Annotated in this window: 16 protein-coding genes; 7 read left to right on the forward strand and 9 right to left on the reverse strand. The window is 62.3% G+C overall.

Translation table 11 applies throughout. From position 1 onward, the window contains the following. Nucleotides 1-45 precede the first annotated feature (45 nt). Entirely contained in the window at nucleotides 46-546 is a 501-nt protein-coding gene (locus BMZ70_RS19850) for a cache domain-containing protein (protein WP_092278634.1), read from the forward strand. Between the two features lie 203 nt (nucleotides 547-749). Next, nucleotides 750-3,647: a TonB-dependent receptor domain-containing protein gene (locus BMZ70_RS19855; RefSeq protein ID WP_092278636.1), complete on the forward strand. Its 2,898-nt coding sequence runs from the start codon at nucleotides 750-752 to the stop codon at nucleotides 3,645-3,647. Nucleotides 3,648-3,712: 65 nt separating this feature from the next. Here the strand turns inward: BMZ70_RS19855 and gap are convergent, their stop codons facing one another. Together gap and tkt are read right to left on the reverse strand one after the other, a co-directional pair. Further along, nucleotides 3,713-4,723, reverse strand: a complete 1,011-nt coding sequence (gene gap / locus BMZ70_RS19860) for a type I glyceraldehyde-3-phosphate dehydrogenase (protein ID WP_092278638.1) — start codon at nucleotides 4,721-4,723, stop codon at nucleotides 3,713-3,715. Between the two features lie 48 nt (nucleotides 4,724-4,771). Next, nucleotides 4,772-6,766, reverse strand: a complete 1,995-nt coding sequence (tkt, locus tag BMZ70_RS19865) for a transketolase (RefSeq protein ID WP_092278640.1) — start codon at nucleotides 6,764-6,766, stop codon at nucleotides 4,772-4,774. Between the two features lie 121 nt (nucleotides 6,767-6,887). Between tkt and BMZ70_RS19870 the strand changes: the two genes are divergently transcribed. Continuing rightward, a complete protein-coding gene (locus tag BMZ70_RS19870; protein WP_092278642.1) occupies nucleotides 6,888-7,613 on the forward strand; it encodes a 16S rRNA (uracil(1498)-N(3))-methyltransferase in 726 nt (241 codons plus the stop codon). Between the two features lie 73 nt (nucleotides 7,614-7,686). Here the strand turns inward: BMZ70_RS19870 and BMZ70_RS19875 are convergent, their stop codons facing one another. Next, entirely contained in the window at nucleotides 7,687-10,614 is a 2,928-nt protein-coding gene (locus tag BMZ70_RS19875) for a TonB-dependent receptor domain-containing protein (RefSeq protein ID WP_092278644.1), read from the reverse strand. Nucleotides 10,615-11,502: 888 nt separating this feature from the next. On the opposite strand from BMZ70_RS19875, the gene BMZ70_RS19880 reads away from it, so the two are divergent. Next, nucleotides 11,503-13,140, forward strand: a complete 1,638-nt coding sequence (locus tag BMZ70_RS19880; protein WP_092278646.1) for an NAD(P)/FAD-dependent oxidoreductase — start codon at nucleotides 11,503-11,505, stop codon at nucleotides 13,138-13,140. Nucleotides 13,141-13,149: 9 nt separating this feature from the next. On the opposite strand, the gene BMZ70_RS19885 is transcribed toward BMZ70_RS19880, so the two are convergent. Continuing rightward, a complete protein-coding gene (locus BMZ70_RS19885; protein ID WP_092278648.1) occupies nucleotides 13,150-14,514 on the reverse strand; it encodes a sensor histidine kinase in 1,365 nt (454 codons plus the stop codon). 317 nt (nucleotides 14,515-14,831) lie between these two features. Here BMZ70_RS19885 and BMZ70_RS19890 point away from each other — a divergent pair, with 317 nt between their 5' ends. Beyond that, on the forward strand, nucleotides 14,832-17,537 hold the full coding sequence (locus BMZ70_RS19890) for a TonB-dependent receptor (RefSeq protein ID WP_092278650.1): 2,706 nt from the start codon (nucleotides 14,832-14,834) through the stop codon (nucleotides 17,535-17,537). 52 nt (nucleotides 17,538-17,589) lie between these two features. On the opposite strand, the gene corA is transcribed toward BMZ70_RS19890, so the two are convergent. Beyond that, nucleotides 17,590-18,558 carry a magnesium/cobalt transporter CorA gene (gene corA / locus BMZ70_RS19895; RefSeq protein ID WP_092278652.1) on the reverse strand — a complete coding sequence of 323 codons (969 nt, stop codon included), beginning with the start codon at nucleotides 18,556-18,558 and terminating at the stop codon, nucleotides 17,590-17,592. Between the two features lie 73 nt (nucleotides 18,559-18,631). Further along, a complete protein-coding gene (locus BMZ70_RS19900) occupies nucleotides 18,632-19,417 on the reverse strand; it encodes an SDR family NAD(P)-dependent oxidoreductase (protein WP_092278654.1) in 786 nt (261 codons plus the stop codon). Nucleotides 19,418-19,506: 89 nt separating this feature from the next. Here BMZ70_RS19900 and BMZ70_RS19905 point away from each other — a divergent pair, with 89 nt between their 5' ends. Next, entirely contained in the window at nucleotides 19,507-20,448 is a 942-nt protein-coding gene (locus BMZ70_RS19905) for a GlxA family transcriptional regulator (protein ID WP_092278656.1), read from the forward strand. Here the strand turns inward: BMZ70_RS19905 and BMZ70_RS19910 are convergent. Next, nucleotides 20,420-21,331: an AraC family transcriptional regulator gene (locus BMZ70_RS19910; protein WP_092278658.1), complete on the reverse strand. Its 912-nt coding sequence runs from the start codon at nucleotides 21,329-21,331 to the stop codon at nucleotides 20,420-20,422. The genes BMZ70_RS19905 and BMZ70_RS19910 overlap by 29 nt on opposite strands. A 96-nt stretch (nucleotides 21,332-21,427) precedes the next feature. Between BMZ70_RS19910 and BMZ70_RS19915 the strand changes: the two genes are divergently transcribed. Next, the gene (locus BMZ70_RS19915) at nucleotides 21,428-22,159 is read left to right on the forward strand and encodes an SDR family oxidoreductase (protein ID WP_092278660.1); all 732 of its coding nucleotides are present in this window, start codon (nucleotides 21,428-21,430) and stop codon (nucleotides 22,157-22,159) included. Nucleotides 22,160-22,193: 34 nt separating this feature from the next. Here the strand turns inward: BMZ70_RS19915 and ntrC are convergent, their stop codons facing one another. Together ntrC and glnL are read right to left on the reverse strand one after the other, a co-directional pair. Further along, entirely contained in the window at nucleotides 22,194-23,714 is a 1,521-nt protein-coding gene (ntrC, locus tag BMZ70_RS19920; RefSeq protein ID WP_092278662.1) for a nitrogen regulation protein NR(I), read from the reverse strand. 16 nt (nucleotides 23,715-23,730) lie between these two features. Further along, nucleotides 23,731-24,843, reverse strand: coding sequence for a nitrogen regulation protein NR(II) (glnL, locus tag BMZ70_RS19925; protein ID WP_092278664.1), 1,113 nt, complete (start codon nucleotides 24,841-24,843; stop codon nucleotides 23,731-23,733). Between the last annotated feature and the right edge of the window lie 10 nt (nucleotides 24,844-24,853).

The following is a 24,853-nucleotide window of genomic DNA, read 5'->3' on the forward strand; positions in this document are numbered from 1 at the left end:
CCTGCACTTCATGCTGCGCTGCGCTACTATGAAAGACCCACATTCATGACAACAGCGCAGCCAGTATGCTGTGACGACCACAGGAGATCTCACATGAAGACATTGTTGGCAGCCGCCCTGTGCAGCCTGGCGCTGTGCGGCAGCGCAGTAGCGGCGGACAAAGGCAGCAAAGAAGAAGCGGTGGCGATGGTGAAAAAAGCCGTGGCCCTGGTGAAGGCCGAAGGCAAGGACAAGGCCTTTGCCGCATTTGCCGATCCGGGCAACACCACTTTCCATGACCGCGATTTATACGTCTACGTCTACGATTTCAACGGCGTCGCGCTGGCGCACGGCAATAACCCCAAGATGGTGGGCAAGCCGCTGATCGGCCTGAAAGATAACGAGGGCAAGCTGCTGATCAAGGAAATGGTCGAGGTCGCGAAAACCAAGGGCAGCGGCTGGGTCGATTTTAAATGGCCGAATCCGGTCACCAAAGCGGTCGAATCCAAATCCGGCTATGTCGAGAAAGTCGACGATTTCCTGATCGGCTCCGGCGCCTACAAATAGGCCCGGCCGTCCGCACAGCAACAACCGGGATGCGTCCCGGTTTTTTTATATTTGCTAAAGCAACATTGCGTTACACACCACTGTTGTATTTACATCCATTCTGCTGAAAATTCGTATTTTGCTAACTATACTAATCAGGCCATTGCACACAACACCCATGTACGCGCTGGCACAAACTAAAAATACACCCTTCAGGAGTTTGAATGAACAAGATCGCTCTAAAAACCAGCGTGATTGCCGTCGCCTTGACGCTAGCATCGTCACAAGTGGTACTGGCACAGGAAGACAGCACCAAGCCTATTGAAAAAGTCGTTATTACCGGCTCCAACATTAAACGCATCGACGCCGAAACCGCGACCCCGGTGCAGATCCTGCGCCGCGAAGACATCGGCCGCCTCGGCGTCAACTCGGTGCGCGACATCATCGACACCCTGACCTCGTCGACCAGCTCGCTGTCCGATATCGGCGGCTCCAACTCCTTCGCCGGCGGCGCCTCCTCCGCTACGCTGCGCAACCTGGGCAAGCAGTCGACCCTGGTGCTGCTGAACTCGCGCCGCGTCGCGCCTTACGCGCTGGCCGACTACAACGAAGTGTTTACCAACCTGGACTCGCTGCCGCTGGACGCCATCGACCGCGTTGAAGTGCTGCGCAACGGCGGTTCGGCCATCTACGGTTCCGACGCCGTGGCCGGTGTAATCAACATCATCACCCGCAACGACTTCCAGGGCGTGCAGGCGCGCGGTAACTGGGAACAGTCGGTCGCCAACGAACAATTCAAGACCAGGACCGCCAGCATCACCGCCGGCTTCGGTGACTACAACAAAGACGGCTACAACGTGCTGGCCAACATCGAAGTCTTCAAGCGCGACAACGTGATCTGGCGCGATGTCATCGACGACATCAATCCGGCCTATGGCAACAAATTCACGGCCGTGGCGCCTAAGAGCGGCGCGATGTTCGGCAACCGCGGTGCGCCGTCGACCTTCTCCTACCCGGGCAACTTCATCGGCCAGGGTCCGGTGCCGGGCTGCACCACGCTCAACGCTGGCGGCCTGTGCGTATATGACCGCTTCTCGCGCTTCGAAGCCGTCCCGAAAGCCGACCGCGTCAACGCGCTGGTATCGGGCAAGCTGAACCTGGGCAACGGCACCGAGAGCTATACCGAACTGCTGTACTCCAAGACCAAGACCACCTACATCGGGGCCGCCGGCACCTACGGCTCGACCAACGCGGACACCAACTGGGGCGATCCAAGCACCGGCAACGGCAAGACCTTCGGCTACCGCTTCCTGTCGCCGGACTCGCCGCTCAACACCATCGGCGAGCCACTGGAACTGCGCTACCGCTTCCTCGATGCGCCGTCCGCCAGCCCGGTCGACAGCGACCAATACCGCTTGCTGACCGGCCTGCGCGGCAGCCTGAACGGCAAGTGGGACTGGGATAGCGCGGTGGGCGTCATGGGCAGCAAAACCAAGATGCGCAACAACGGTTCGCTCAGCGACAGCGGCTTCAAGGCCGTGATCGGCGACTACACCAAGACCTTGGCCGGCGACCCAACCTGCGAAGCCAACTTCCCTGGCTACTGCGAGTACACCGCAGCCGATCCGAACTTCTTCAACCACGGCTACAAGCTGGGCCAGAAGAACTCGCCGGAAGTCCTGCGCCAGCTGTTCCCGGAACAAGGTTATGACGGCAAGATCACCCAGTACTTCATCGACGGCAAGATCAGCGGCGAAGTCGGCAAGATCGGCGACCGCGCCATCGCGCTGGCGGTAGGCGGCGAAGTCCGTCGTGAGAGCTTCAAGATCACCCCGACTGCCAATCTGCTGAGCGGCGACATCGTCGGTAACGGCGCGGCGGTCGCTGACGCCAGCCGCACCACCGAAGCCGTGTTCACCGAGATCAACGTGCCAGTGGCCGAGAAGGTGGAACTGATCGGCGCCGCCCGCGTCGACAAATTCCCAGGTTTCAAGACCCACGTTTCGCCGAAACTGGCGGCGCGCTGGGAAGTCACCCCGGCCGTGCTGCTGCGCGGCACCTATGAGGGCGGCTTCCGTGCGCCTAACCTGACCGAAAGCGCACAGTCGAGCAAGTTCGCGTTCGACAACGGCACCGTCGACCCGAAACGTTGCGACCAGGCGCAAGCCCTGGCATCGGACCTGCGCAAGGCCGCCAACGCCCTGCCGTCGAGCGATCCTAACCAGGCACTGCAGCTGGCGCGCGCCGACATCGTCGAAGGTAACGAATGCGCCAAGGGCGTCTTCAGCACCGTGCGCAACAACCCGAGCCTGAAGCCGGAAGTCACCCACAGCGCCACCGTGGGCATCGTCCTGGAACCAGTCAAGGGCACCAGCATCTCGCTGGACTACTGGCGCATCGAACGCAAGGATGAAATCGGCCTGAAGAGCACCAACGACCTGCTGGCTGCCGAAGCTGACCAGGCGCCGGGCGTGATCACCCGCGCACCGCTGTCGGCCGACAAGACCTTCACCGCCGCCGAGCAAGCCAAGTACGGCGTGACGGTCGGTTCGCTGATCTCGACCACCGGCAAGTTCGAGAACGTGTCGCGCACCAAGACCAGCGGTCTGGATCTGGGTGGCAGCTCGCGCATCAACACCCGCTACGGCCGTCTGGACCTGGGCCTGAACGCGACCTACCTGCTGGACCTGAAGAACTTCAGCTCGACGCTGAACGACTACGGCGACAACCTGGCGGGCCGCTATGGCTACTCGAAACTGGTGGCCAACATGACCGCCAGCATCAAGACCGGCGACTTCATCAACGGCCTGCGCCTGGTGTACAACAGCAAGCAAAAGATGAACACCGACTACTTCGACAACACCTACACGCTGGATGGCTGCAAATCCCGCAAGTGGACCGAAGACGAGTGCCAGGTCAAAGCGTTTGAGCGTCTGGACTACAACATCAGCTACAGCGGCATCAAGAACCTGACGCTGTCGATGTACCTGCGTAACGTCACCAACCGTCGTCCACCACTGGACCTGCGCGCATTCAACGCCGCTGGCGGCGTGATTCCGCAAGACACCGCTGACGTGACCGGCCGCATGGTGCGCGTGACTGCTGAATACAAGTTCCGTTAATCAGCACAACTAAATAAAAAGCCCTCCCGGCTCACGCCGGGAGGGCTTTTTTACGTTGGGTCTGATTACTTCGCGTTCATCAGGGCCACGGTGGTGTCCAGCATGCGGTTCGAGAAGCCCCACTCGTTGTCGTACCACGACGATACTTTCACCAGGCGGCCCGACACTTTGGTCAGGGTCGAATCGAAGTTCGACGAGGCCGGGTTGTGGTTGAAGTCGATCGAGACCAGCGGTTCGGTCTGGTAGGTCAGCACTTCTTTCAGCGCGCCTTCAGCGGCGGCCTTCATCAGCGCATTGACTTCGTCCACGGTGGTGTCGCGCTTGGCGATGAACGACAGGTCGACCAGCGACACGTTGATGGTCGGCACGCGGATCGCGAAACCGTCCAGCTTGCCGTTCAGCTCAGGCAGCACCAGGCCCACCGCGGCAGCAGCGCCGGTCTTGGTCGGGATCATGCTCATGGTGGCCGAACGGGCGCGGCGCAGGTCTTCGTGCATCACGTCCGACAGCACCTGGTCGTTGGTGTAAGCGTGCACGGTGGTCATCAGGCCGGTTTCCACGCCGATGGCGTCGTTCAGCGGCTTGACCAGCGGGGCCAGGCAGTTGGTGGTGCACGAGGCGTTCGAGATCACGGTGTCGCTGGCTTTCAGCACGTGCTGGTTGACGCCGTACACGATGGTCGCGTCCACGTCCTTGCCGCCCGGCGCCGAGATGATGACTTTCTTGGCGCCGCCCTTCAGGTGAGCCGAAGCTTTCTCTTTGGTGGTGAAGAAGCCGGTGCACTCCAGCACCACGTCCACGCCCAGGTCGCCCCAAGGGATTTCCGCTGGGTTGCGCTGTGCGAACACGCGGATCACATCGCCGTTCACGATCATGTTGTCGCCGTCTACGGTCACGGTGCCTGGGAACTTGCCGTGGGCGGTGTCGTAGCGGGTCAGGTGGGCATTCGACTTGGCGTCGCCCAGATCGTTAATCGCCACGATCTGGATGTCTTGTTTCTTGCCGCCTTCGTAGAAAGCACGCAGTACATTACGGCCGATGCGGCCGTAGCCATTGATTGCAACTTTGATCGTCATACTTTGCTCCTGATTAAAAATATTGTTAATGCAACCAGCAATTATAGATTAAGCAATGACAGATTTGACTTTCGCCACCACGTTTTCTACCGTGAAGCCGAAGTGCTTGAACAGCACGCCTGCCGGAGCCGATTCACCGAAGGTATCGATGCCGACAACAGCGCCTTCCAGACCGACGTATTTGTACCAGAAATCGGTCACGCCAGCTTCGATTGCCACACGTGGCACGCCTTTGGTCAACACGCTGGCCTTGTAAGCGGCGTCTTGACGGTCAAATACATCGGTCGACGGCATCGACACCACGCGCGCCACGATGCCTTCGGCGGCCAGCGCCGCAGCGGCGGCTTGCGCCAGTTCGATTTCCGAGCCGGTGGCGATCAGGGTGACCTTGGCGTCGGCCGCTTCGCGCAGCACGTAGCCGCCACGGGCGATGTCGGCGATCTGCGCCGGGGTACGCTCCTGGTACGGCAGGTTCTGGCGCGAGAAGATCAGGGTCGCAGGACCGTCTTTACGCTTGACCGCTTCGCCCCACGCCACCATCGATTCGGTGGTGTCGCATGGACGCCAGTTGTCGAGGTTAGGGATCAGGCGCAGCGACGATACGTGCTCGACCGACTGGTGGGTCGGGCCGTCTTCGCCCAGGCCGATCGAGTCGTGGGTGAACACGAACAGCGAGCGCTGTTTCATCAGCGCGGCCATGCGCAGTGCGTTGCGGCTGTAGTCGGCGAAGGTCAGGAAGGTGGCGCCGAACGGGATGTAGCCGCCGTGCAGGGCAACGCCGTTCATGATCGCCGACATGCCGAACTCACGCACGCCGTAGTTGATGTGGTTGCCTGGCTGGCCCGAACGCACTGGCACGATTTCTTTCCAGTTGGTCAGGTTGGAACCGGTCAAGTCAGCCGAGCCGCCCAGGAATTCCGGCAGCACCGGCGCCAGCGCCTGGATCGCGTTCTGGCTGGCCTTGCGGGTGGCGATGTTTTCTTTCTTCTCGACGGTCGAGGCAATGCCGGCAGCCAGGGCTGCGTCAAACGCGCCCGGCAGTTCGCCAGCCATGCGGCGGGTCAGTTCAGCGGCTTCGGCCGGGAACTTGGCGCTGTATTCGGCGAACTTGGCGTTCCAGTCGGCTTCGGCTTTGGCGCCGGTCGCTTTGGCGTCCCAGGCGGCGTAGACGTCGGCCGGGATTTCGAACGGCGCGTGTGGCCAGCCGATGTACTCGCGCACCGCAGCGACTTCTTTGTCGCCCAGCGCAGCGCCGTGCACCTTGTCGCCGCCTTGCAGGTTAGGCGAGCCCTTGCCGATCACGGTTTTGCAGCAGATCAGGGTTGGCTTGCCGGCCTTCTTGGCGGCGGCGATGGCGGCCGACACGGCAGCCACGTCGTGGCCGTCGACCGCGCGGATCACGTTCCAGCCGTAGGCTTCGAAACGGGCCGGGGTGTCGTCGGTGAACCAGCCTTCGACTTTACCGTCGATCGAGATGCCGTTGTCGTCGTACAGGGCGATCAGTTTTTTCAGGCCCAGGGTGCCGGCCAGTGCGCAGACTTCGTGCGAGATGCCTTCCATCAGGCAGCCGTCGCCCAGGAAAGCGTAGGTGTAGTGGTCGACCACGTCCAGGCCCGGCTTGTTGAATTCGCTCGCCAGCAGCCATTCCGCCAGCGCCATGCCGACCGCGTTGGCGATACCCTGGCCCAGCGGGCCGGTGGTGGTTTCCACGCCCGGGGTATAGCCGACTTCCGGGTGGCCCGGGGTCTTGGAGTGCATCTGGCGGAAGGCCTTGATGTCGTCCATCGACACGTCGTAGCCGGCCAGGTGCAGCAGCGCGTAGTGCAGCATCGAGCCGTGGCCGTTCGACAGCAGGAAGCGGTCGCGGTTCACCCATGCCGGATTGGCCGGGTTGTGGCTGTAATGGCCGGCCCACAGGGCCACGGCGATTTCCGCCATGCCCATTGGCATGCCTGGGTGGCCGGAATTGGCCTTCTGGACGGCGTCCATTGCCAGCGCGCGGATCGCGTTAGCCATTTGGGTGGTTGGGAGCGTAGAAGTCATCGTAGATATCACGGAAGTATGGAAACTGTGAGCAAGAGCGGCGCTTGCAGAGCCCATTATTTTACCAGACGATGACAGCCACCATTTAAAATTGCAGCTCTACTTATCCGGATACCACGTTATGCCCCGCTTCTTTTGCCCCCAGCCGCTGGCCATCGGCCAGATCGTCGCCCTGCCCGACACGGTCGCCCACCATGTGCAGGTGCTGCGCATGGCGCCGGGCGATCTGATCACCCTGTTCAACGGCGAAGGCGGCGAATACACCGCCAGCCTGGGCGAGATCGGCCGCCGCAGCGCCAGCGCCGAGATCAAGGCGCACACGCCGCGCGAGATCGAGCTGCCGTTCGCGGTGACGCTGGCGCAAGCCCTGCCCGAGGGCAGCAAGATGGACTGGATTATCGAAAAGGCAATCGAACTGGGCGTATCGGGCTTCCAGCCGCTGGCGGCGCAGCGCTGCGTGGTCAGGCTGTCGGCCGAGCGCGCCGGAAAAAAGCTCGAGCACTGGGGCGGCATCATCGTCTCGGCGTCCGAGCAGTGCGGCCGCAACCGGCTGGCCCAGCTGGCGCCGCCGCAAGACTATAAGAACTGGATCACCCAGCAAGACCTGCACCGCCGCATCATCCTGACCCCGCGCGCGGAACAGTCGCTGGCCGACTGGGCGCGCCACCAGGCGCCGCAGGCGGTGACGCTGGTGGTCGGCCCCGAGGGCGGCCTCAGCGAGCAAGAGGAAGAACTGGCCCTGCGCCACGGCGCGCTGCCGCTGGCGATGGGCCCGCGTATCCTGCGCACCGAGACGGCGGCGCTGGCAGCAGTGTCCATATTAAGTGCGGCCTGGGGTGGTCTCTGATATAGACAGCCCTAATAAAAAAATCCCGCCCAGGCCTTGCGGCCCGGCGGGATTTTTTATGCCGGTGTGAAGCTTAGAACTTCACGTTGACGCCGAAGGTCGCGTAGCGACCGATAGCATCGTAGGCTTGCGGGAAGGTGTTGCCGCTGTCCATCGAGGTCGACGATACGCCGGCGCCCACGATAGGTGGTTTCTTGTTAGCAGCATTGTTCACGCTCAGGTTGAAACGCAGGTTCTTGCTGTAGTTCCACACAGCCGACAGGTCAACATAGTTGTACGCTTCGATGTGCGAGAACTTCGGCAGGAAGGTGCCCGAACCTGGTTCTACGTCAACAGCGCTCTGATAACGCCAGTTGTAGCCCAGGGCGAACTGACCAACGTTCCAGGTGGTGCGCTGGCCGAACTTGCGTTTGTACACAGGCGCGGTGGTGCCGCCGATGTTGGCGCAAGCGGTCGAGTAGTAACCCAGGCAGTCACGATTGATCGAGGTCGGGGTGGCCTTGAAGTGGAAATCGTTGACTTGGTTGTACGCGAAGTTCAGATCGAACGAACCGAATTTCGGATCGATGTTCAGGGTTTTCGCGGTCAGCTTGTAAGCCACGTTCACGTCGAAGCCGGCGGTCGACTGGGTACCCAGGTTCGACTGCGGCGTTGCCACACCTTTGGCCAGGGCGCCGTTGAAGGTACCGTTGGCTGGGTGACGGCCGATCAGAGCGCAATCGTCGTTGAAGGTGTAGGACGGATTGTTTTTGTAGCAACCATCCAGCACGTCGGTGGTCGACTTGCTCGATACTGCCTTGTCGATTTCGATCTTGTAGTAGTCAACCGAGATCGCCAGCTTAGGCAGCGGCTCCCATACGAAGCCCAGGGTTTTGGTCTTGGCTTCTTCAGGGCCCAGCTTAGGATTGCCGCCGGTCTGGTTGTTGATCTGGTTCGACGACGGTGCCGGCAGCGAGCCGATTTCCGACACTGGCACACCGGTCAGGCGGCACAGGTTGGACAGGGTGCCTGCCTTGTTGGCGTCAGCCGTGTTGATGTTGGTGCCTTGGCAAGGGTCAGCTGCCAGGTTCGACAGGCCGGTCACCAGCGGTGCGTACAATTCGTTGACGTTTGGTGCGCGGGTTGCTTTCTGGGCATTGGCGCGGAAACGCAGCGCGTTGATCGGCTGCCAGTCGCCACCAACTTTCCAGCTGCCGTAGCTGGTTTTGGTGCCCGAGTTGGTGAACTCGGTGCGACGATAGCCGAGCTCGGCGTTCAACGCTTTCACGAACGACTTGTCTTTGATCAGCGGGATGATCGATTCAGCCGAGTATTCACGCAGCTTGAATGCACCCTGGCTGTCCACGGCCGGCGCGCCCGAACCCAGTACTTCACCCTGGATCTGCGACGGTGCGTCAGCGCGGGTTTGCGCCGAAACTTTACGCTCTTCCACGTTCATCGCCAGGTTGACCGGCTGGCCGGCCCAAGGGCTGACGAACTTGTTGCCGAAGTCGCCCGACAGCGAGCCCGACGCCACGGTCTGGGTCACGTTGACGCGCTGGATGGTGCTCTGGTTGATGAAGGCCAGCTGGGCAGGCGTGATGCTGCCGGCGCCGCCGAACACGTTCAGCGGTACGCAACCGTTGGCGGTGTTGGTGCAGGCGGTGGTGCTCACGGCGTTCAGCGCCTGGCCCACTTTCGACAGCGAACCCCAGTTCTGCTTCAGCTGGACCTGGTCGGCCGTGCCTTTGGTGTAGTACGCATCGTACACCCAGTCAAATGCCACATCGCCCTTGACACCGACGGTGTACTGCAGGGTTTTGTTGTCGAAGGCGTTGATACGCGGGCCCATCTCGACGAAGCGGCGGTTGACCGTCATCGGCACCAGGGTGGTGTTACCCACGACGCAGTTGGCGGTTGGGATGCTGCGGCGTTCGCAAATCTGCTGGCGCGCGGCTTCCGGGATGTACGGGTTGCCGACCGGGACGTCGAACACGTTACCGAAGGTGCCCGATTCCGCCAGCGTCGACGCCACATTGGTGGTGGTGTAGAACACTTCGGTGTAGACGTCGGCGTGCTCGTTGACCTTGAAGTTGGCCATCGAGGTGGCTTGGGTACGTTCCAGGCCGGTGGCGTAGTAGTTCAGCGGGTTGGTGTTGTATGGAACGACCGGTTGCACCAGCTTGCCGGTGGTCGGGTCGATCTGCCACGAACCCGACAGCTTGTCGCTGCCTGGCGCGGTGCCCGAGCGTGGAACCGAGAAGGCCGATGGAATGGTGGTACCGGAACCAGTGCCCAGACCCGTGGTCGAGCTCAGGCTGGTCACGCCGTAGGAACGGGAACCCTGGGTCACTGGATCGGACGAAGCCTTGCCGATGCTCAGCACCACGTTGCCGCGGCCGTCATCCAGGTTGGCGCCCCAGGTCAGGTCGGTGCGCTTGCGCTTGCCGTCGTGAGGACCGGTGGTCATGCCGTAGGAGGTGGTAGCGTCAAAGCCGCTGAAGTTTTTCTTCAGGTTGAAGTTGATCACACCGGCCACGGCGTCAGCGCCGTACACCACCGATGCGCCGCCGGTCAGCAGGTCAACGCGGCTCAGCAGAGCGATCGGGATGGCGTTGGTGTCGACCGTGCCGTTCAGGCTGAACGGCACCATGCGGCGGCCGTTGATCATCACCAGGGTGCGGTTGGCGCCCAAGCCGCGCAAGTCGATGGTCGCGCCACCAGCCGAGCCGTTGTTGGTGCCAGGACCAATCGAGGCCACGGCCACCGGCAGGGTCTTGATGAACTCTTCCACTGCCACTGGCTGGGAAGCTTTCATTTCCTCCGCAGTTACCGAAGCGATCGGGCTGGTCGACTGCATGCCCGGCGAGGTAATACGGGTACCGGTCACTTGCACCGATTCGATTTTTTGCGGTGCAGCTTCCTGCGCAACGGCGTTGTGCATCATTGCGGTCATGCCCACCAGCATCGAGCCGGCGAACACGGTGCGCAAGGTACGCGACATCATCTTCTCTTGAATCATTGTAAAACTCCCATTATTGAACTCCCTGGATGGGGAGAAACCCAACCCGATAACGCGCCCGGCTTTATTTAAAAACCGGGCACGTTTAAAAGGCCAGCCTGAAGGATTCTTTAAACCTGTGATTGATATTGCCTCGGGGCCGCTTGGCCTCTGGGTGATTATCAGGGTGCTGAATCTCGCTTATTAACACCTGGCAAAATCGTGATTTGCAGGCGCAGTGCATGAAACCATTGCCTTGCCAAAACTGTCAACCGTGAAGGCGCAATGTTTCAAGAACACAACGAGAACCATTCTCGTCAACAATGCAAGTACTTTACGATTTGTTTTTTGCTGCACGACAGCAATTTTCGTTGCACGTTCGCTAATTCAATGTGTAACAACACTTTTATTCGTGCAAATATATGTAAAAACAAATTAAATGCCGTGTATTTTTGTAAAATCAGGTTTTTGTATTGCTCGATCGAAATTGATTAAAGTGCAATATTTGTGCATCGCAGCATTGCGCGTGTGTCATTCTGGTTACAACAGCATGGTTAACAGTCGGGCTGCGTCATAAACCCCCTCACCGGAGAAAGTTTCCAGAAAGCACCGCCGTTGTATTCTCGCAACGCACTTTTTCAGTGCAGCCACGGCTAAATTGGTGCATATGCTTATGCAGTTTTCATTTTATAAATTAAGTTCTCGTTTTATTTAATGATTATTTAAAGCTGAATTAATCCGGCGGCAGGCGCCTTTAAAATAAGTGCGACCGTCAAACATAATCATGCTGCGTCATTAGACCGGGCATGGCCGCTAGGGGTAAAATAGCGCCTGCGGCCGCTTCCCGAGGGGGATGGCCGCCCCGCTCTCCGCTAGCTACGGAGCCCTGTCACCCGCTGGAAATCCACCATGTTGAGACTGAACGAACTCAAGCTTCCGCTGAACCATACGGAAGCAGAACTGCCGGCCGCCATCATCGCGCGCCTGGGCATTGCCGCCGACGACCTGCTCGGCTTCACCATCTACAAGCGCAGCTACGACGCCCGCAAGAAAACCGCCATCGTGCTGATCTACTCGGTCGACATCGAGGTGAACCACGAGGCCGCGCTGCTGCAGCGCCACCAGCACGACCTGCACATCATGCCGTCGCCGGACACCAGCTATAAATTCGTCGCCGACGGCGCGGCGCTGGCCGCCCAGCCCGGCTTCCAGCGCCCGGTGGTGATCGGCATCGGCCCGTGCGGCCTGCTGGCCGCGCTGATCCTGGCGCAAATGGGCCTGCGCCCGATCATCGTCGAGCGCGGCAAGATCGTGCGCGAGCGCACCGTCGACACCTTTGGTTTCTGGCGCCAGCGCAAGCTCAATCCGGAGTCGAACGTGCAGTTCGGCGAAGGCGGCGCCGGCACCTTCTCGGACGGCAAGCTGTACAGCCAGATCAAGGACCCGAAACACTACGGCCGCAAGGTGCTGACCGAGTTCGTCAAGGCCGGCGCGCCGGAGGAAATCATCTACGTCAGCAAGCCGCACATCGGCACCTTCCGCCTGGTCAAGATGGTGGAAGCCATGCGCGAAAACATCGAGGCGCTGGGCGGCGAATACCGCTTCGAGAGCAAGGTCACCGACATCGATATCGAGGAGACCGCCGACGGCCGCCAGGTGCGCGGCATCATGCTCGAAAGCGGCGAGAAGATTGTCACCAACCACGTGGTGCTGGCGATCGGCCACAGCGCGCGCGACACCTTCCAGATGCTGTACGACCGTGGCGTCTATGTCGAGGCCAAGCCGTTCTCGATCGGCTTCCGGGTCGAGCACCCGCAGTCGCTGATCGACACCTGCCGCTTCGGCCCCAACGCCGGCCACCCGATCCTGGGCGCGGCCGACTACAAGCTGGTGCACCACGCCTCCAACGGCCGCGCGGTGTACAGCTTCTGCATGTGCCCGGGCGGCACGGTGGTGGCGGCGGCCTCCGAGCCGGGCCGCGTGGTGACCAACGGCATGAGCCAGTACTCGCGCAACGAGCGCAACGCCAACAGCGCCATCGTGGTCAGCATCTCGCCGGAAGTCGACTATCCGGGCCACCCACTGGCCGGCGTCGCCTTCCAGCGCGAGCTCGAGGAGAAGGCCTTCCACCTGGGCGGCGGCACCTACAACGCGCCGGGCCAGCTGATGGGCGACTTCGTGGCCGGCAAGGCCTCGACCGAGTTTGGCGCGGTGGTGCCGTCGTACAAGCCGGGCATCACCCTGACCGACCTGGCGCAGATCCTGCCGGAGTATGCCGTGACCGCGCTGCGCGAAGCCTTCCCGGCGTTCGACAAGCAAATCAAGGGCTACTTCAAGCATGACGCCGTGCTGACCGGCCTGGAGACGCGCACCTCGTCGCCGATCCGCATCAAGCGCCACGACGACACGCTGCAAAGCCTGAACACCAAGGGCTTGTTCCCGGCCGGCGAAGGCGCCGGCTACGCGGGCGGCATCCTGTCGGCCGGCGTGGACGGCATCAAGGTGGCGGAAGCCGTGGCCCTGTCGCTGGCCGCCGAACTGGCCTAATTTCGTGGCCTAAGCTCTGTCCCTTACCGGCAGCCGCAGCTTGAGGCGGCAGCCGGTGCCAGGCTCGCAGCCGGCCACCGCGACCTGCCCGCCCATCTGGTGCACAATCGTGTAGACGATGTGCATGCCCAAACCCGAACCACCCTGCCCGCGCTTGGTCGTGAAGAACGGCTCGAACAGGCGTTCGCGCACTTCCGGCGTCAGGCCGATGCCGTCATCGGCAAACTCCACCAGCAGCCAATAGGCGCCGCCTTCGAGCGCCATGCGCGCGCTCAGCGTCACCCTGCCTGGACCGCCGTTCGGGTAGGCGTGCTTGGCCGTGTTCATCAGCAGGTTGGACAACACTTGCGACCAGCGCCCGGCATCGAGCCGGGTGCGCAAGTCGTCCGCGATCTCGACCTCCACCGTGATGCCGACCTTGCGCAGCTCCGGCCCGTGCGCCGACACCACGCCCAGCGCATGCTCGCGCAAGGCCACCTCCGACACGTGCTCGCTGCCCTGGTCCACCGCCAGCTGCTTGAAGTTGCCGATCAAATCGGCGGCGCGCGCCAGGTTGCGCTCGATCAGCTGGGCACCCTCGCGCAGGCGCTGCGCCGTGGCCTGCAGCTCGGAACGGCTGACGCGCTCGCCGGCGACGCACTTGAGCAGGTCGTCGGCGTAGCTGACCATCGTCGAGGCGGCCGTCACCGCCACCCCGATCGGCGTGTTGACCTCGTGCGCCACGCCTGCCACCAGCGCCCCCAGCGCCACCATTTTCTCCTGCTCCACCAAGGTCGCCTGCGCCGCCAGCAAGGCCTCGGTGCGGCGCTGGACCTTGGCTTCCAGCTGCTGCTCGCGGTCCTGGTGCTGCAGCTCGGCCGAGCCGCGCGCGGCAAACATCGACAGCAGCGACAGCGCCAGCAGGCGCTTGTCCTCGGACATCGGTTTGGTGTCGATGGCCGACAGGATGCCCAGCGTCTGCCCCTGGGTGTCGACCATCGGCATGCCGATGTAGCTCTCGGCCGCCATCTCGACCAGCAGGGTGTCTTGCGGGTAGTCGGCCTGGATGCCGCTGGCATGGAAGCACATGCACTGCGCGGTCACATCCTGGCACGGGGTGTGGCGCAGGCTGTAGTCCATATTGGGCAGGTAATCCTTGCCACCCCACACCGCCAGCGTGCGGATGCCCTCGTCGCCATCGTCCAGCCGGATGACGCGGCCGGCGATCACGTAGGTCACGTCCAACGCCTTGGCCAGGTCGCGCACCAGGATGCGCAGGAAGTCGTCGCCGCGCGCGCGCGCCGTGGAGTCGGTGATCGAGCGCAGCGCGACCTCGGCCAGCGTGCGCCCGTCGGCTGCATCGAACAGCGGCACTGCCTGTTTTGGTTCGCTCATGACCCGGCTCCCGGTGGCTCAGTCATCACATTGTATCGTTATTTATCAGCGTAAACATGGTTGAATGTTCGCGAAACTCGTAGCATGTTTTTGCTACAAACGGCCAAAATTTTTGTATTTTTGTGTAAAAAACGCGAAATTTCAGCCAAAAACCGCAGAAAGTGTTGTTTATTTCAAAGCTGTTACAGAGACACAATTGACCTTGGGCGCCACGAAGTGGTCTGATGACCTCGCCGTGAATAAATTCACTTATAGAATATTCATAGTGTAAGTTTCGATAATAAAGAGCCAAGAAACACCCCCCAAGGAGTTGATCAATGATGATGGAAACTGTTTTGTCGCGTTCGCTGCGCGTGATGTTCGCGGGCAGCGCCGCACTGATGCTGGCACAACCAGCATTCGCCCAGGATGCGCCTATCCAGCGCGTCGAAATTACCGGTTCGGCAATCAAGCGTATCGACGCTGAGACCGCCGTTCCTGTGACCGTAGTGAAGATGGCCGACCTGAAAAAGGAAGGCATCACCACGGTTGAGCAAGTCCTGGCCAACCTGAGCGTCTCGCAGTCGTCGCAAGGCACCAGCCAGGTGGTCGGTTCCGGCACCGGCGGCGCCTCGTTCGCCGACCTGCGCGGCATCGGCGCCAACAAGACCCTGATCCTGCTGAACGGCCGTCGCCTGGCCAACAATGCGCTGGACAGCTCGGCGCCCGACCTGAACATGATTCCATTCGCCGCGCTCGAGCGCGTTGAAGTGCTGCGTGACGGCGCGTCCTCGCTGTACGGTTCGGACGCAGTGGGCGGCGTGATCAACTTCATCACCAAAAAAGACTACACCGGCGGCACCGTGACCGTTGGCGCAGACAACCCGCAGCACGACGGCGGCTTCTCGAAGAACGCCAACATCGGCTACGGCTTCGGCGACCTGGACAAGGATGGCTTCAACATCTTCGCCATGTTCGACCACCAGTCGCAACAGCGCATCGGCGGCCAGCAGCGTGATTTCAACACCCGCTACGCCGGCGGCCTGTCGGGTTCGACCAGCCCGGCCAACTACTACCAGACCGCCTCGGCCAACCCGGCCGGCCCTGGCTGCACCACCGGCACCAACCTGGTACCGGCCGGTGACGGTTCGTGCCTGATGACTACTTCGAGCTTCGTCGACTACATCCCTAAGAGCAAGCGCAACACCGGCCTGATCAAGGGTACCTTCAAGCTGAACGAAAACCACGAGCTGGGCGTTGAGTTCCTGTCGACCGAAAGCAAGATCCAGAGCGGCATCGCGCCGGTCCCATACGGCGGCCTGTACATCAACCGCCTGCGTCCTGACGGCTCGCTCAATCCTTACTTCCCAGGCAACGGCAGCGTTCCAGCCTCTGTGACGCTGGACCCGGCCTACATGGACATCGGCGGCGCCAACACCGCCGGCGTCAAGCCAGGCTTCGTGCACGCCAAGTGGCGCGACCTGCCGAACGGCTCGCGTGCTGACGAAAACATCAACCGCCAGGAACGCCTGGTGGTGGAACTGAAAGGCACCGTGGCAGGCTGGGACTACCAGACCGCGCTGACCTACAACCAGAACAAGCTGAAAGAAAACCTGTACGGCTACTCCGATGGCGACATGATCACCAAAGGCGTGCTGGACGGCGTGATCAACGTGTTCGGCGCCCAGGACGCAGCCGGCACCGCGCTGCTGAACGCCGCCGCGCTGGACGGCAACATCATGAACGCCTACGGCCGCACCAAGGGCGCAGACTTCAAGATGAGCCGCGAAATCGGCGACTGGCTGAACACCGGCCACCAGGCTGCACTGGCCATCGGCGCCCAGTACGAACACCAGGAATTCCACAGCGCGGCCAACACCGCCTACGCTGCCAAGGTGATCGCCTCGACCGGTATCGATCCGAACACCCTGAACGAAGGCACCCGCAACGTGTCGGCGTTCTTCTCGGAACTGAACCTGCCGCTGCTGAAGAACCTGGACGTGACCGCCGCCGTGCGTTACGACAAATACAGCGACTTCGGCCACACCACGAATCCGAAGTTCGGCTTCACCTACCGTCCAGTGAACTCGCTGCTGCTGCGCGGTTCGTACTCGAAGGGCTTCCGCGCGCCTTCGCTGTATGAGCTGAACATGTCGGAAGCGTACACCAACTCCGGCAACACCCTGAACGACCCGGTCAACTGCCCAGGCGGCGTACCGATCCCAGGCAAGTCGGCTGCGGCCAACTGCAAACAGCAGTTCCAGGTGCTGAACGGCGGTAACACTCACCTGCAACCAGAGCGTTCGAAGAACGGCAGCCTGGGTATCGTGTGGGAACCGATCAACAACCTGTCGGTCACCGCCGACTGGTGGTCGATCCGCCTGACCCAGCAGATCGCAACCCTGCAGGACTTCGACATCCTGACCGATCCGACGACCTTCGCGGCTTACTACCACCGCAATCCGTCGGGCGATCTGGCGACCGATGGCTCGCAGTGCCCTAACCCGGTCACCTGCGGCTACATCGACACCCGTAACCAGAATCTGGGCGACCTGAACACCAACGGCGTCGACCTGTCGGCCAGCTACAAGCTGCGTACCTCGGCCTACGGCACCTTCACCTTCGCCGACAACGCGACCTGGGTGCACAAGTACGAGTACCAGAACTTCATCGGCGACGAAATGCACCAGAACGTCGGCGCATTCTCGGGTAACCAGGTGATCTTCCGCTGGCAGAACACCCTGAACCTGGGCTGGAGCATGGGCAAGTACGCGGCTGGTCTGACCGGTCACTACAAGTCGGGCTACCAGGATCAGGAGCAGGAAGACCATCCAGGCCACCGCGTGGCGTCGTACACCACCTGGGATACCTACGTTGCGTATCAGCCAATCAAGAGCCTGAGCCTGACCGCCGGCGTGCGTAACCTGTTCGACAAAGAACCACCACTGTCGTACCAGAGCGCCGTGTTCCAGGCAGGCTACGATCCACGCTACACGGATCCAACCGGCCGCACCGCCTACGTGCGCGCTACCTACAACTTCTAATCTGAAGTTGCAGGCATAAAAAATCCCGGCTTCGGCCGGGATTTTTTTTCGTCTATAACCAACCGGCTTTCTTGAAGCGCCGGTGCAGGTACAGGCACACGCCCACCATCACCGCGATCGCCATCGGATAGCCGAACTTCCAGTCCAGCTCCGGCATGTATTTGAAATTCATGCCCCACAGGCCGGCAAACGCGGTCACGATCGCAAAGATCGCCGCCCATGCCGCCAGCCGTTTATTCACTTCGCTTTCCTCGATCGCCACCATCGACAGGTTGACCTGGATCGCCGTCGCGATGGTGTCGCGGATGCCGTCCAGCGAAGCGCTGATGCGGTGCAAATGGTCGTGCACGTCGCGGAAGTATTCCTGCGTCTCCTGGCACATCGACGGCACGCGGCCGCCGTGCAGCCGCCCCACCGCTTCCATCAGCGGCGCCACCACGTGGCGCACGATGGTCACCTTGCCCTTCAACTCATACAGGCGCTGGATATTGTCGCGCTGCTGGCCCTGGGTGAAGATCAGTTCTTCGATTTTTTCCAGCTCCGTCTCCAGCATATCGAGCACCGGGAAGTAGCGGTCCACCACCGCATCCATCAGCGCATACAGCACGAAGGCCGGACCGAGGCGCAGCATGTGCGGCTCGCGCTCGGCGCGCGCACGCACGCCGAGGAAGCCTTGCTGCGCATCGCCGTGGCGCGACGACAGCACATAATCCTGGCCGACGAAAATATCGACCTCGCCCACCGCCACCTCGCCGCCACGGCACTCGATGGTCTTCACCACCACGAACAGCGAATCGCCGTACTCCTCGATCTTGGGGCGCTGGTGGCCGCGGCTGGCGTCTTCCACCGCCAGTTCGTGCAGGCCGAATTCTTCCTGCATCTGGCTCAGTTCCTCCGGCTCGGCGTCGCGCAGCGCCACCCATACAAAAGTCTCCGGCTTGTCGACATACTCGCTAATGTCTTCAACCGGAATGTCGGCCAGTTTTTTACCATCCTGATAGGCCACGCAATTAATCAGCATACGTCTTCCATAAATAAAATAAGCCCTTGGCTTCGTCAGCCAAGAGCTTACCTCAAACCAATGCCGGACTAGATTACGCTGCGGTTAAATAGCGTGCCGCCGGCTTGGTACTCGACAGCTTGCCCGCCATCGCGTGGCGCGCTTCTTCCATGCGGTTGAAGTCGTCGAGCTCCGGCAGCGGCGGCACCGTCACCAGTTCGCGCTGGTCGAACCCGGCCAGCGCGGCGTCCACCAGGTCCTCCGCCGTCATCACCCAGTCGGCAGGCAGGTTGCTGACGGCAAGGCCGGCGCGATCCCAGAACTGGGTCGCGGTCGCGCCCGGCAGCACGGCTTGCACCTGCACGCCCTTGTCGGCCAGCTCGTGGTGCAGCGATTGCGTCAGTGCCAGCACGTAGGCCTTGCTACCGCCGTACACGCCGTTCAGCAGCTCGGGCTTCAGCGCCACGATCGAGGAGATGTTGATGATGGCGCCAGCGCCGCGCGCGACCAGTCCCGGCGCCACGGCGCGGGTCAGGCGGGTCAGCGCGGTGACGTTGACGTTGACCAGTGCGTCCAGTTCTTCCGGCGTCGAATCGACCAGCGACTTGACTGCGCCGAGGCCGGCGTTGTTGACCAACATGCCGATGCTGGCATCGCTGGCGAGGCGCTGCTCAACGCGGCGCAGGTCGGCCGTCACGGCCAGGTCAGCGGTGATGGTATCGACCTTGCGGCCGGTCGACGCCTCCAATTGGGCCGCCAGCGCGGACAGCCTGGCGCCGTCGCGGCCGGTCAAGACCAGGTCGTAGCCACGGCGGGCCAAGCGATCAGCGTAGATGGCGCCTATGCCCGAGGATGCGCCGGTAATCAATGCGGTAGTCATGTTGCTGTTCCTTTTCGTTGAGTTGACAAGGCCAGTGTAGCGGCGCAAACTAAGGCCCATGTGACGTAGATACCTCTTTTTAGGCCAATATGAAAAAAACCATAGGCTTGATGCTATTTCCCGGCTTCCAGATCGTCGACCTCGCGGCTGTGACCGTGTTCGAGGTGGCCAACGGCATGCCGGGCGGCCCCTACTACGAGATGCACATGCTGTCGGAGCACGGCGGCGCGGTACCCAGTTCCTCCGGCGTGCCGGTGGTGACGCAGCGCTTTGACGCGCCGGATTTCGACACCATCATGGTGGCCGGTGCAATGGAAGTGCTGCCGTCGACGCCGGCATTCGTGGCCTTCCTGCGCGAGGCCAGCCAGGCGTCCCGGCGCACCGCCAGCATCTGCACCGGCGCCTTCCAGCTGGCCGAAGCCGGCTTGCTTGACGGCCGCCGCGTGACCACGCACTGGGCGCTGGCGCGCGAGCTGCAGCGCCAGCATCCGCGCACCCGCGTGGAGGAAGACCGCATCTTCATCGAGGATGATCGCGTGTGGAGCTCGGCCGGCATGACGGCCTGTATCGATCTGGCGCTGGCCCTGGTGGAAGCGGATCACGGCGTGGAGCTGGCGCGCGCGGTGGCGCGCAAGATGGTGGTGTATCACCGCCGCACCGGCGGCCAGTCGCAGTTCTCAGCGCTGCTGGAACTGGAACCGAAATCGGACCGCATCCAGACCGCGCTGACCTACGCCAAGCGCAATCTGCGCAAGGCCCTGTCGGTGGACGAGCTGGCGGATGCGGCGCATTTAAGCCGGCGCCAGTTCACGCGCACGTTCAGATTGGAGACCGGGCAATCGCCGGCCAAGGCGGTGGAAACGCTGCGCGTGGAAGCCGCGCGCATGATGCTGGAAGAAGGCAACCACGCCATCGACGTGGTGGCCCGCGAGGTGGGATTTGACGATCCGGAACGCATGCGCCGCGCTTTCATCCGCGCCTACGGCATGCCGCCGCAAGCGCTCAAGCGGGCAGCCCGCTCAGCTGCGTAGCGGCATAGCGCGCAGGCGGCACGCCGACATGCCGGGTGAACGCCACACTGAATGCGCTGGCAGAACCATAACCGACCTGCTCCGCCACTGCCGCCACGCCGCTTTGCTGGCGCAGCAGGTGCTTGGCCTGCGCCATGCGCCAGCGCAGCAGGTACTCCATCGGCGCCACCCCGACCGCGCGCTGGAAACGTTCGAAGAAAGCCGAGCGTGACAGCGCTGCCTGTTTCGCCAGTTGCGCCACGGTCCAGGGTGCGGTGATCTCTTCATGCATGCGGCGCAGCGCCTGCGCCAGGCGCTCGTCGGCCAGTCCGCGCAGCAGGCCGGGTGAAGCGGCAGTGCCTGCACTGGAGCGCAGTGCTTCAATTAACAGCACCTCCAGCAGGTGGGCCAGCACCACCTCGCGTCCAGGTCTTTGCGCGCGCGACTCCCCGCTCACCAGTTGCACAATGGTGGAGAGGCGCTGCTCGCCACGGATGTGGATGCATTCCGGCAGCAGCGATACCAGCAGCGCGGCGTCGGGCGCGTCGAATGCGCAGTGGCCGACCAGCAGCATGGCCTGCGCTGGTCCTTCCATATCGCCAAGCCGAAATTCACCATTGGGCTGCTGCACTGGCGCGGCATCGATGGCACGCGGTGGCGGCGGCTGCACGCTGGTCATCGCAAAATCGTGCGACTCGGGAATCAGCACAAAGTCGCCTTGCTGCAGCGGTAATGGCGGCTGGCCATTTACCGTCAGGCAGCACTCGCCTTCCAGCACCACGCAGTAAAACGGCTGGCCCGCATGCGAACGCCGCACGCGCCAGACACCCGCGCCGGCAACGACTTTGGAGAAGCGCGCACGCGGCTGCAGCAAAGTCACGACTTCGGCGAGCGGATCAATCATATCTGGACTCTTGCTAATGAAAGCTGGACTTCTGATTATAGCCAGTCTTGCGCTGGCAAACTACAGTGGCAACACTTTCACCTCACAGGAGTTCTCATGAAAACGATTCTTATCACTGGTTGCTCATCTGGCTTTGGCCTGGAAACTGCGCGTTATTTTCTGGAGCGCGACTGGAACGTCATCGCCACCATGCGCAATCCGCGCGAAGATTTGCTGCCACGCTTGCCGCGTTTGCGCGTGCTGCCATTGGACGTGACGGACGAAGACAGTATCCGTCAACTGATCGAGGCGGCGGGTCCGGTCGATGTGCTGGTCAATAACGCCGGCATTGGTATGCTGGGTGCACTGGAAGGCGCCAGCATGGCAACCGCGCGCGAAGTGTTCGAGACGAATACGCTGGGCACCATCGCCATGACGCAAGCGGTGCTGCCGCAGTTCCGCGAGCGGCGCACGGGCGTGGTGATCAACGTGACTTCCAGCGTAACCCTGAAGCCACTGCCGCTGCTGGCGGTGTACACCGGCAGCAAGGCCGCAGTGAACGCCTTCACCGAATCACTGGTGCTGGAACTGAAGCACTTCAACGTCCGTGCCCACGTGGTGCTCGCAGGTCGCGCGCCTGCCACCAGCTTTGGCGCGAATGCGAAGCAGCGGATTCAGATGCCGGAGGCGTATGCGGCGCTGACGGAAAGCGTGTTTGCAGAATGGGCGCAATCGACAGAGGAAGTGACGACTGCGCTGGATGTGGCGCGGGCGGTGTGGCAGGCTGCCACCAGCGACGATGCGCCATTGCGTATCGCCGCCGGCGCCGACGCGGTGGCGCTGATGTAACGCCGCCCCCGCGCAAGCGGGAACGACGCAGTGATCAATCGTCCTTGGCGCCGTCGATGCCGAGCTCGGCGATCTTGCGGGTGATGGTGTTGCGGCCGATGCCGAGGCGTACCGCCGCGTCGTTCTTGCGGCCGTGCGTGTGCTTGAGCGCGGTGCGGATCAGGGCCGATTCAAACTGCCGGCCCAGCACCGCCATCACTTCCTGCTGACCGCCGCTGAGCATGCTCGCGGCCTGCGATTCCAGCAAGGCCAGCCACGCATCCGGCGAACCGGCGCCGTTCATGCCGCCCTCCAGCGCCGCCACCGAAGTGACGGTGCCGTGATGCTGCTGCGCGCTGTAGCTCTCGGCTGGCGCCGCCGCTCCCGACGACGCTGGCGCCGCCGAAGCGCCGCCACTGCCCTGCTCCTGCGACAGTTCCAGCGGCAGGTCCTTGATCTCGACCGTCTGGCCCGGCGCCATCACCGTGATCCAGTTGCACAGGTTTTCCAGCTGGCGCACATTGCCCGGCAGTTCGAGGCTGCACAGGAACTGCAGCGCGGCGTCGCTCATGCGCTTGGCTTCGACACCCAATTGTTTCGCGCTCTGCACCAGGAAGTGACGCACCAAAATAGGGATATCCTCACGGCGCTCCCTCAAACTGGGCAGGCGCAGGCGAATCACGTTCAGGCGATGGAACAAGTCTTCGCGGAACAGGCCGTCACGCACGCGCTGCTCCAGATTTTGGTGCGTGGCCGTAATCACGCGCACATTGGCCTTCAATGGCTGATGGCCGCCGACGCGATAGAAGTGGCCGTCCGACAGCACGCGCAGCAAGCGGGTCTGCAGATCGAACGGCATGTCGCCGATCTCGTCGAGGAACAGCGTGCCGCCCTCGGCCTGCTCGAAGCGGCCGCGCCGCGTGGTCTGCGCGCCGGTGAAGGCGCCGCGCTCGTGGCCGAACAGTTCGGACTCGAGCAGATCTTTCGGGATCGCCGCCGTGTTCAGCGCGATGAACGGCTGCGCCGCACGCGGCGAGTGCTTGTGCAGCGCGCGCGCCACCAGCTCTTTACCGGAGCCGGATTCGCCGGTGATCAGCACCGTCACGTTCGATTGCGACAAGCGGCCGATGGCGCGGAACACCTCCTGCATGGCCGGCGCCTGTCCGAGGATTTCCGGCGTTTCGGTCGGCCCCGATTCAACGCTGGTCTCGCGCAGGCTCTCATCCAGCGCGCGGCGGATCAGCTCAACGGCCTTGTCGATATCGAACGGCTTGGCCAGATATTCAAAGGCGCCGCCCTGGAACGCCGCCACGGCGGAATCGAGGTCGGAGAAGGCGGTGATGATGATGACCGGCAGGCCAGGCAGGCGCGACTTCACCAGCTGCAGCAAGTCGAGGCCGGAGTCGCCCGGCATGCGGATGTCGGACACCAGCACTTGCGGCGTCTCGTATTCCAGTGCGGCGATCGCGTCGCGCGCATTGGCAAAACTTTTCGTCGCCAGGTTTTCCCTGGCCAGTGCTTTTTCCAGTACCCAGCGGATCGATTCGTCGTCGTCTACTATCCAGATTGGCTTCATGTGTTTGTGTGCATTCCTAAGGCAACGGCAACAGGATACGGAAATCCGTAAATCCAGGCCGGCTCTCGCACTCGATCACGCCCATGTGCTGTTGCACGAAGGTCTGCGCCAAGGTCAATCCAAGGCCGCTGCCGCCCTCCCTGCCTGACACCAATGGGTAGAAGATGCGGTCGCGGATCTGCGGTGCGATACCCGGTCCATTGTCAATGATATGCAAGTCTAATGCCAGCCCGTAGCGGACCTTGGCCAGAGTGACCTGGCGCGCTACGCGCGTCTTCAAAACAATCTGCGCCGCGCCCGCTTCGATCTGCGCCGACAGTGCTTGCGCAGCGTTATGCGCGATGTTGAGCACGGTCTGGATCAGCTGCTCCTTATCGCCGCGGAACTCGGGGATCGAAGCGTCGTAGTCGCGCAGGATGGTCAGGCCGGACGGGAACTCGGCCAGCATCAGGCTGCGCACGCGCTCCAGCACTTCGTGGATGTTGACGTCGCCGACGATGTGCGGCCGGCGGTGCGGCGCCAGCAGGCGGTCCACCAGCGTTTGCAGCCGGTCCGCTTCCTTGATGATGACCTGCGTGTACTCGCGCAGCTGCACCGCATGCAGCGCCGGCAGCTCCATTTCCAGCAGCTGCGCCGCACCACGGATGCCGCCCAGCGGGTTCTTGATCTCGTGCGCGAGGTTGCGGATCAGCTCCTTGTTGACCTGGCTCTGATCGAGAATGCGTTCCTCGCGGTCCAGCTTGAGGTGTTGCTGGTTTTCGCGCAGCTCGATCAGCACGCCGCAGGCCGGATCCTCCAGCGCCGAGACGATGCTGTGCACATGCAGCGGATCGCGGCCCGCGCGTTCCAGCATCAGGTCCTGGCGCAGGTCGGAGAATTTGTGCTCGCGCGCTTGTGCGCAGATATTGTCCAGCTCGTCGGTATTGAGGAACAGCGCATTCAGCGTTTGGCGTGACAGCGCTTTAAGCGAGCTCTCCAGCAGGTTTTCGGCGGCGGCGTTGGCGTAAAAGATGCGGTCGTCGCAGTCCAGCACCACCACGGCGGAGGCCAGCAATTCCAACCCGGCCAGCGACGGCGGGCGGCTGATCACGGCGGCCGCGCGGGCGGCGATATTACTCACTATACTCATGGCAAACTCG

Origin of the sequence: Duganella sp. CF402 (assembly GCF_900109645.1) — a bacterium.
Lineage (GTDB): Bacteria > Pseudomonadota > Gammaproteobacteria > Burkholderiales > Burkholderiaceae_D > Rugamonas.

Excerpts from the sequence above, each read along its gene's own strand:
- BMZ70_RS19900 (WP_092278654.1), bottom strand. The coding sequence starts at position 19,417 with ATGACTACCGCATTGATTACCGGCGCATCCTCGGGCATAGGCGCCATC.
- BMZ70_RS19870 (WP_092278642.1), top strand. The coding sequence starts at position 6,888 with ATGCCCCGCTTCTTTTGCCCCCAGCCGCTGGCCATCGGCCAGATCGTC.
- tkt (WP_092278640.1), bottom strand. The coding sequence starts at position 6,766 with ATGACTTCTACGCTCCCAACCACCCAAATGGCTAACGCGATCCGCGCG.
- BMZ70_RS19875 (WP_092278644.1), bottom strand. The coding sequence starts at position 10,614 with ATGATTCAAGAGAAGATGATGTCGCGTACCTTGCGCACCGTGTTCGCC.
- BMZ70_RS19915 (WP_092278660.1), top strand. The coding sequence starts at position 21,428 with ATGAAAACGATTCTTATCACTGGTTGCTCATCTGGCTTTGGCCTGGAA.
- BMZ70_RS19905 (WP_092278656.1), top strand. The coding sequence starts at position 19,507 with ATGAAAAAAACCATAGGCTTGATGCTATTTCCCGGCTTCCAGATCGTC.
- ntrC (WP_092278662.1), bottom strand. The coding sequence starts at position 23,714 with ATGAAGCCAATCTGGATAGTAGACGACGACGAATCGATCCGCTGGGTA.
- BMZ70_RS19850 (WP_092278634.1), top strand. The coding sequence starts at position 46 with ATGACAACAGCGCAGCCAGTATGCTGTGACGACCACAGGAGATCTCAC.
- corA (WP_092278652.1), bottom strand. The coding sequence starts at position 18,558 with ATGCTGATTAATTGCGTGGCCTATCAGGATGGTAAAAAACTGGCCGAC.
- BMZ70_RS19855 (WP_092278636.1), top strand. The coding sequence starts at position 750 with ATGAACAAGATCGCTCTAAAAACCAGCGTGATTGCCGTCGCCTTGACG.
- gap (WP_092278638.1), bottom strand. The coding sequence starts at position 4,723 with ATGACGATCAAAGTTGCAATCAATGGCTACGGCCGCATCGGCCGTAAT.
- BMZ70_RS19890 (WP_092278650.1), top strand. The coding sequence starts at position 14,832 with ATGATGATGGAAACTGTTTTGTCGCGTTCGCTGCGCGTGATGTTCGCG.
- BMZ70_RS19885 (WP_092278648.1), bottom strand. The coding sequence starts at position 14,514 with ATGAGCGAACCAAAACAGGCAGTGCCGCTGTTCGATGCAGCCGACGGG.
- glnL (WP_092278664.1), bottom strand. The coding sequence starts at position 24,843 with ATGAGTATAGTGAGTAATATCGCCGCCCGCGCGGCCGCCGTGATCAGC.
- BMZ70_RS19880 (WP_092278646.1), top strand. The coding sequence starts at position 11,503 with ATGTTGAGACTGAACGAACTCAAGCTTCCGCTGAACCATACGGAAGCA.
- BMZ70_RS19910 (WP_092278658.1), bottom strand. The coding sequence starts at position 21,331 with ATGATTGATCCGCTCGCCGAAGTCGTGACTTTGCTGCAGCCGCGTGCG.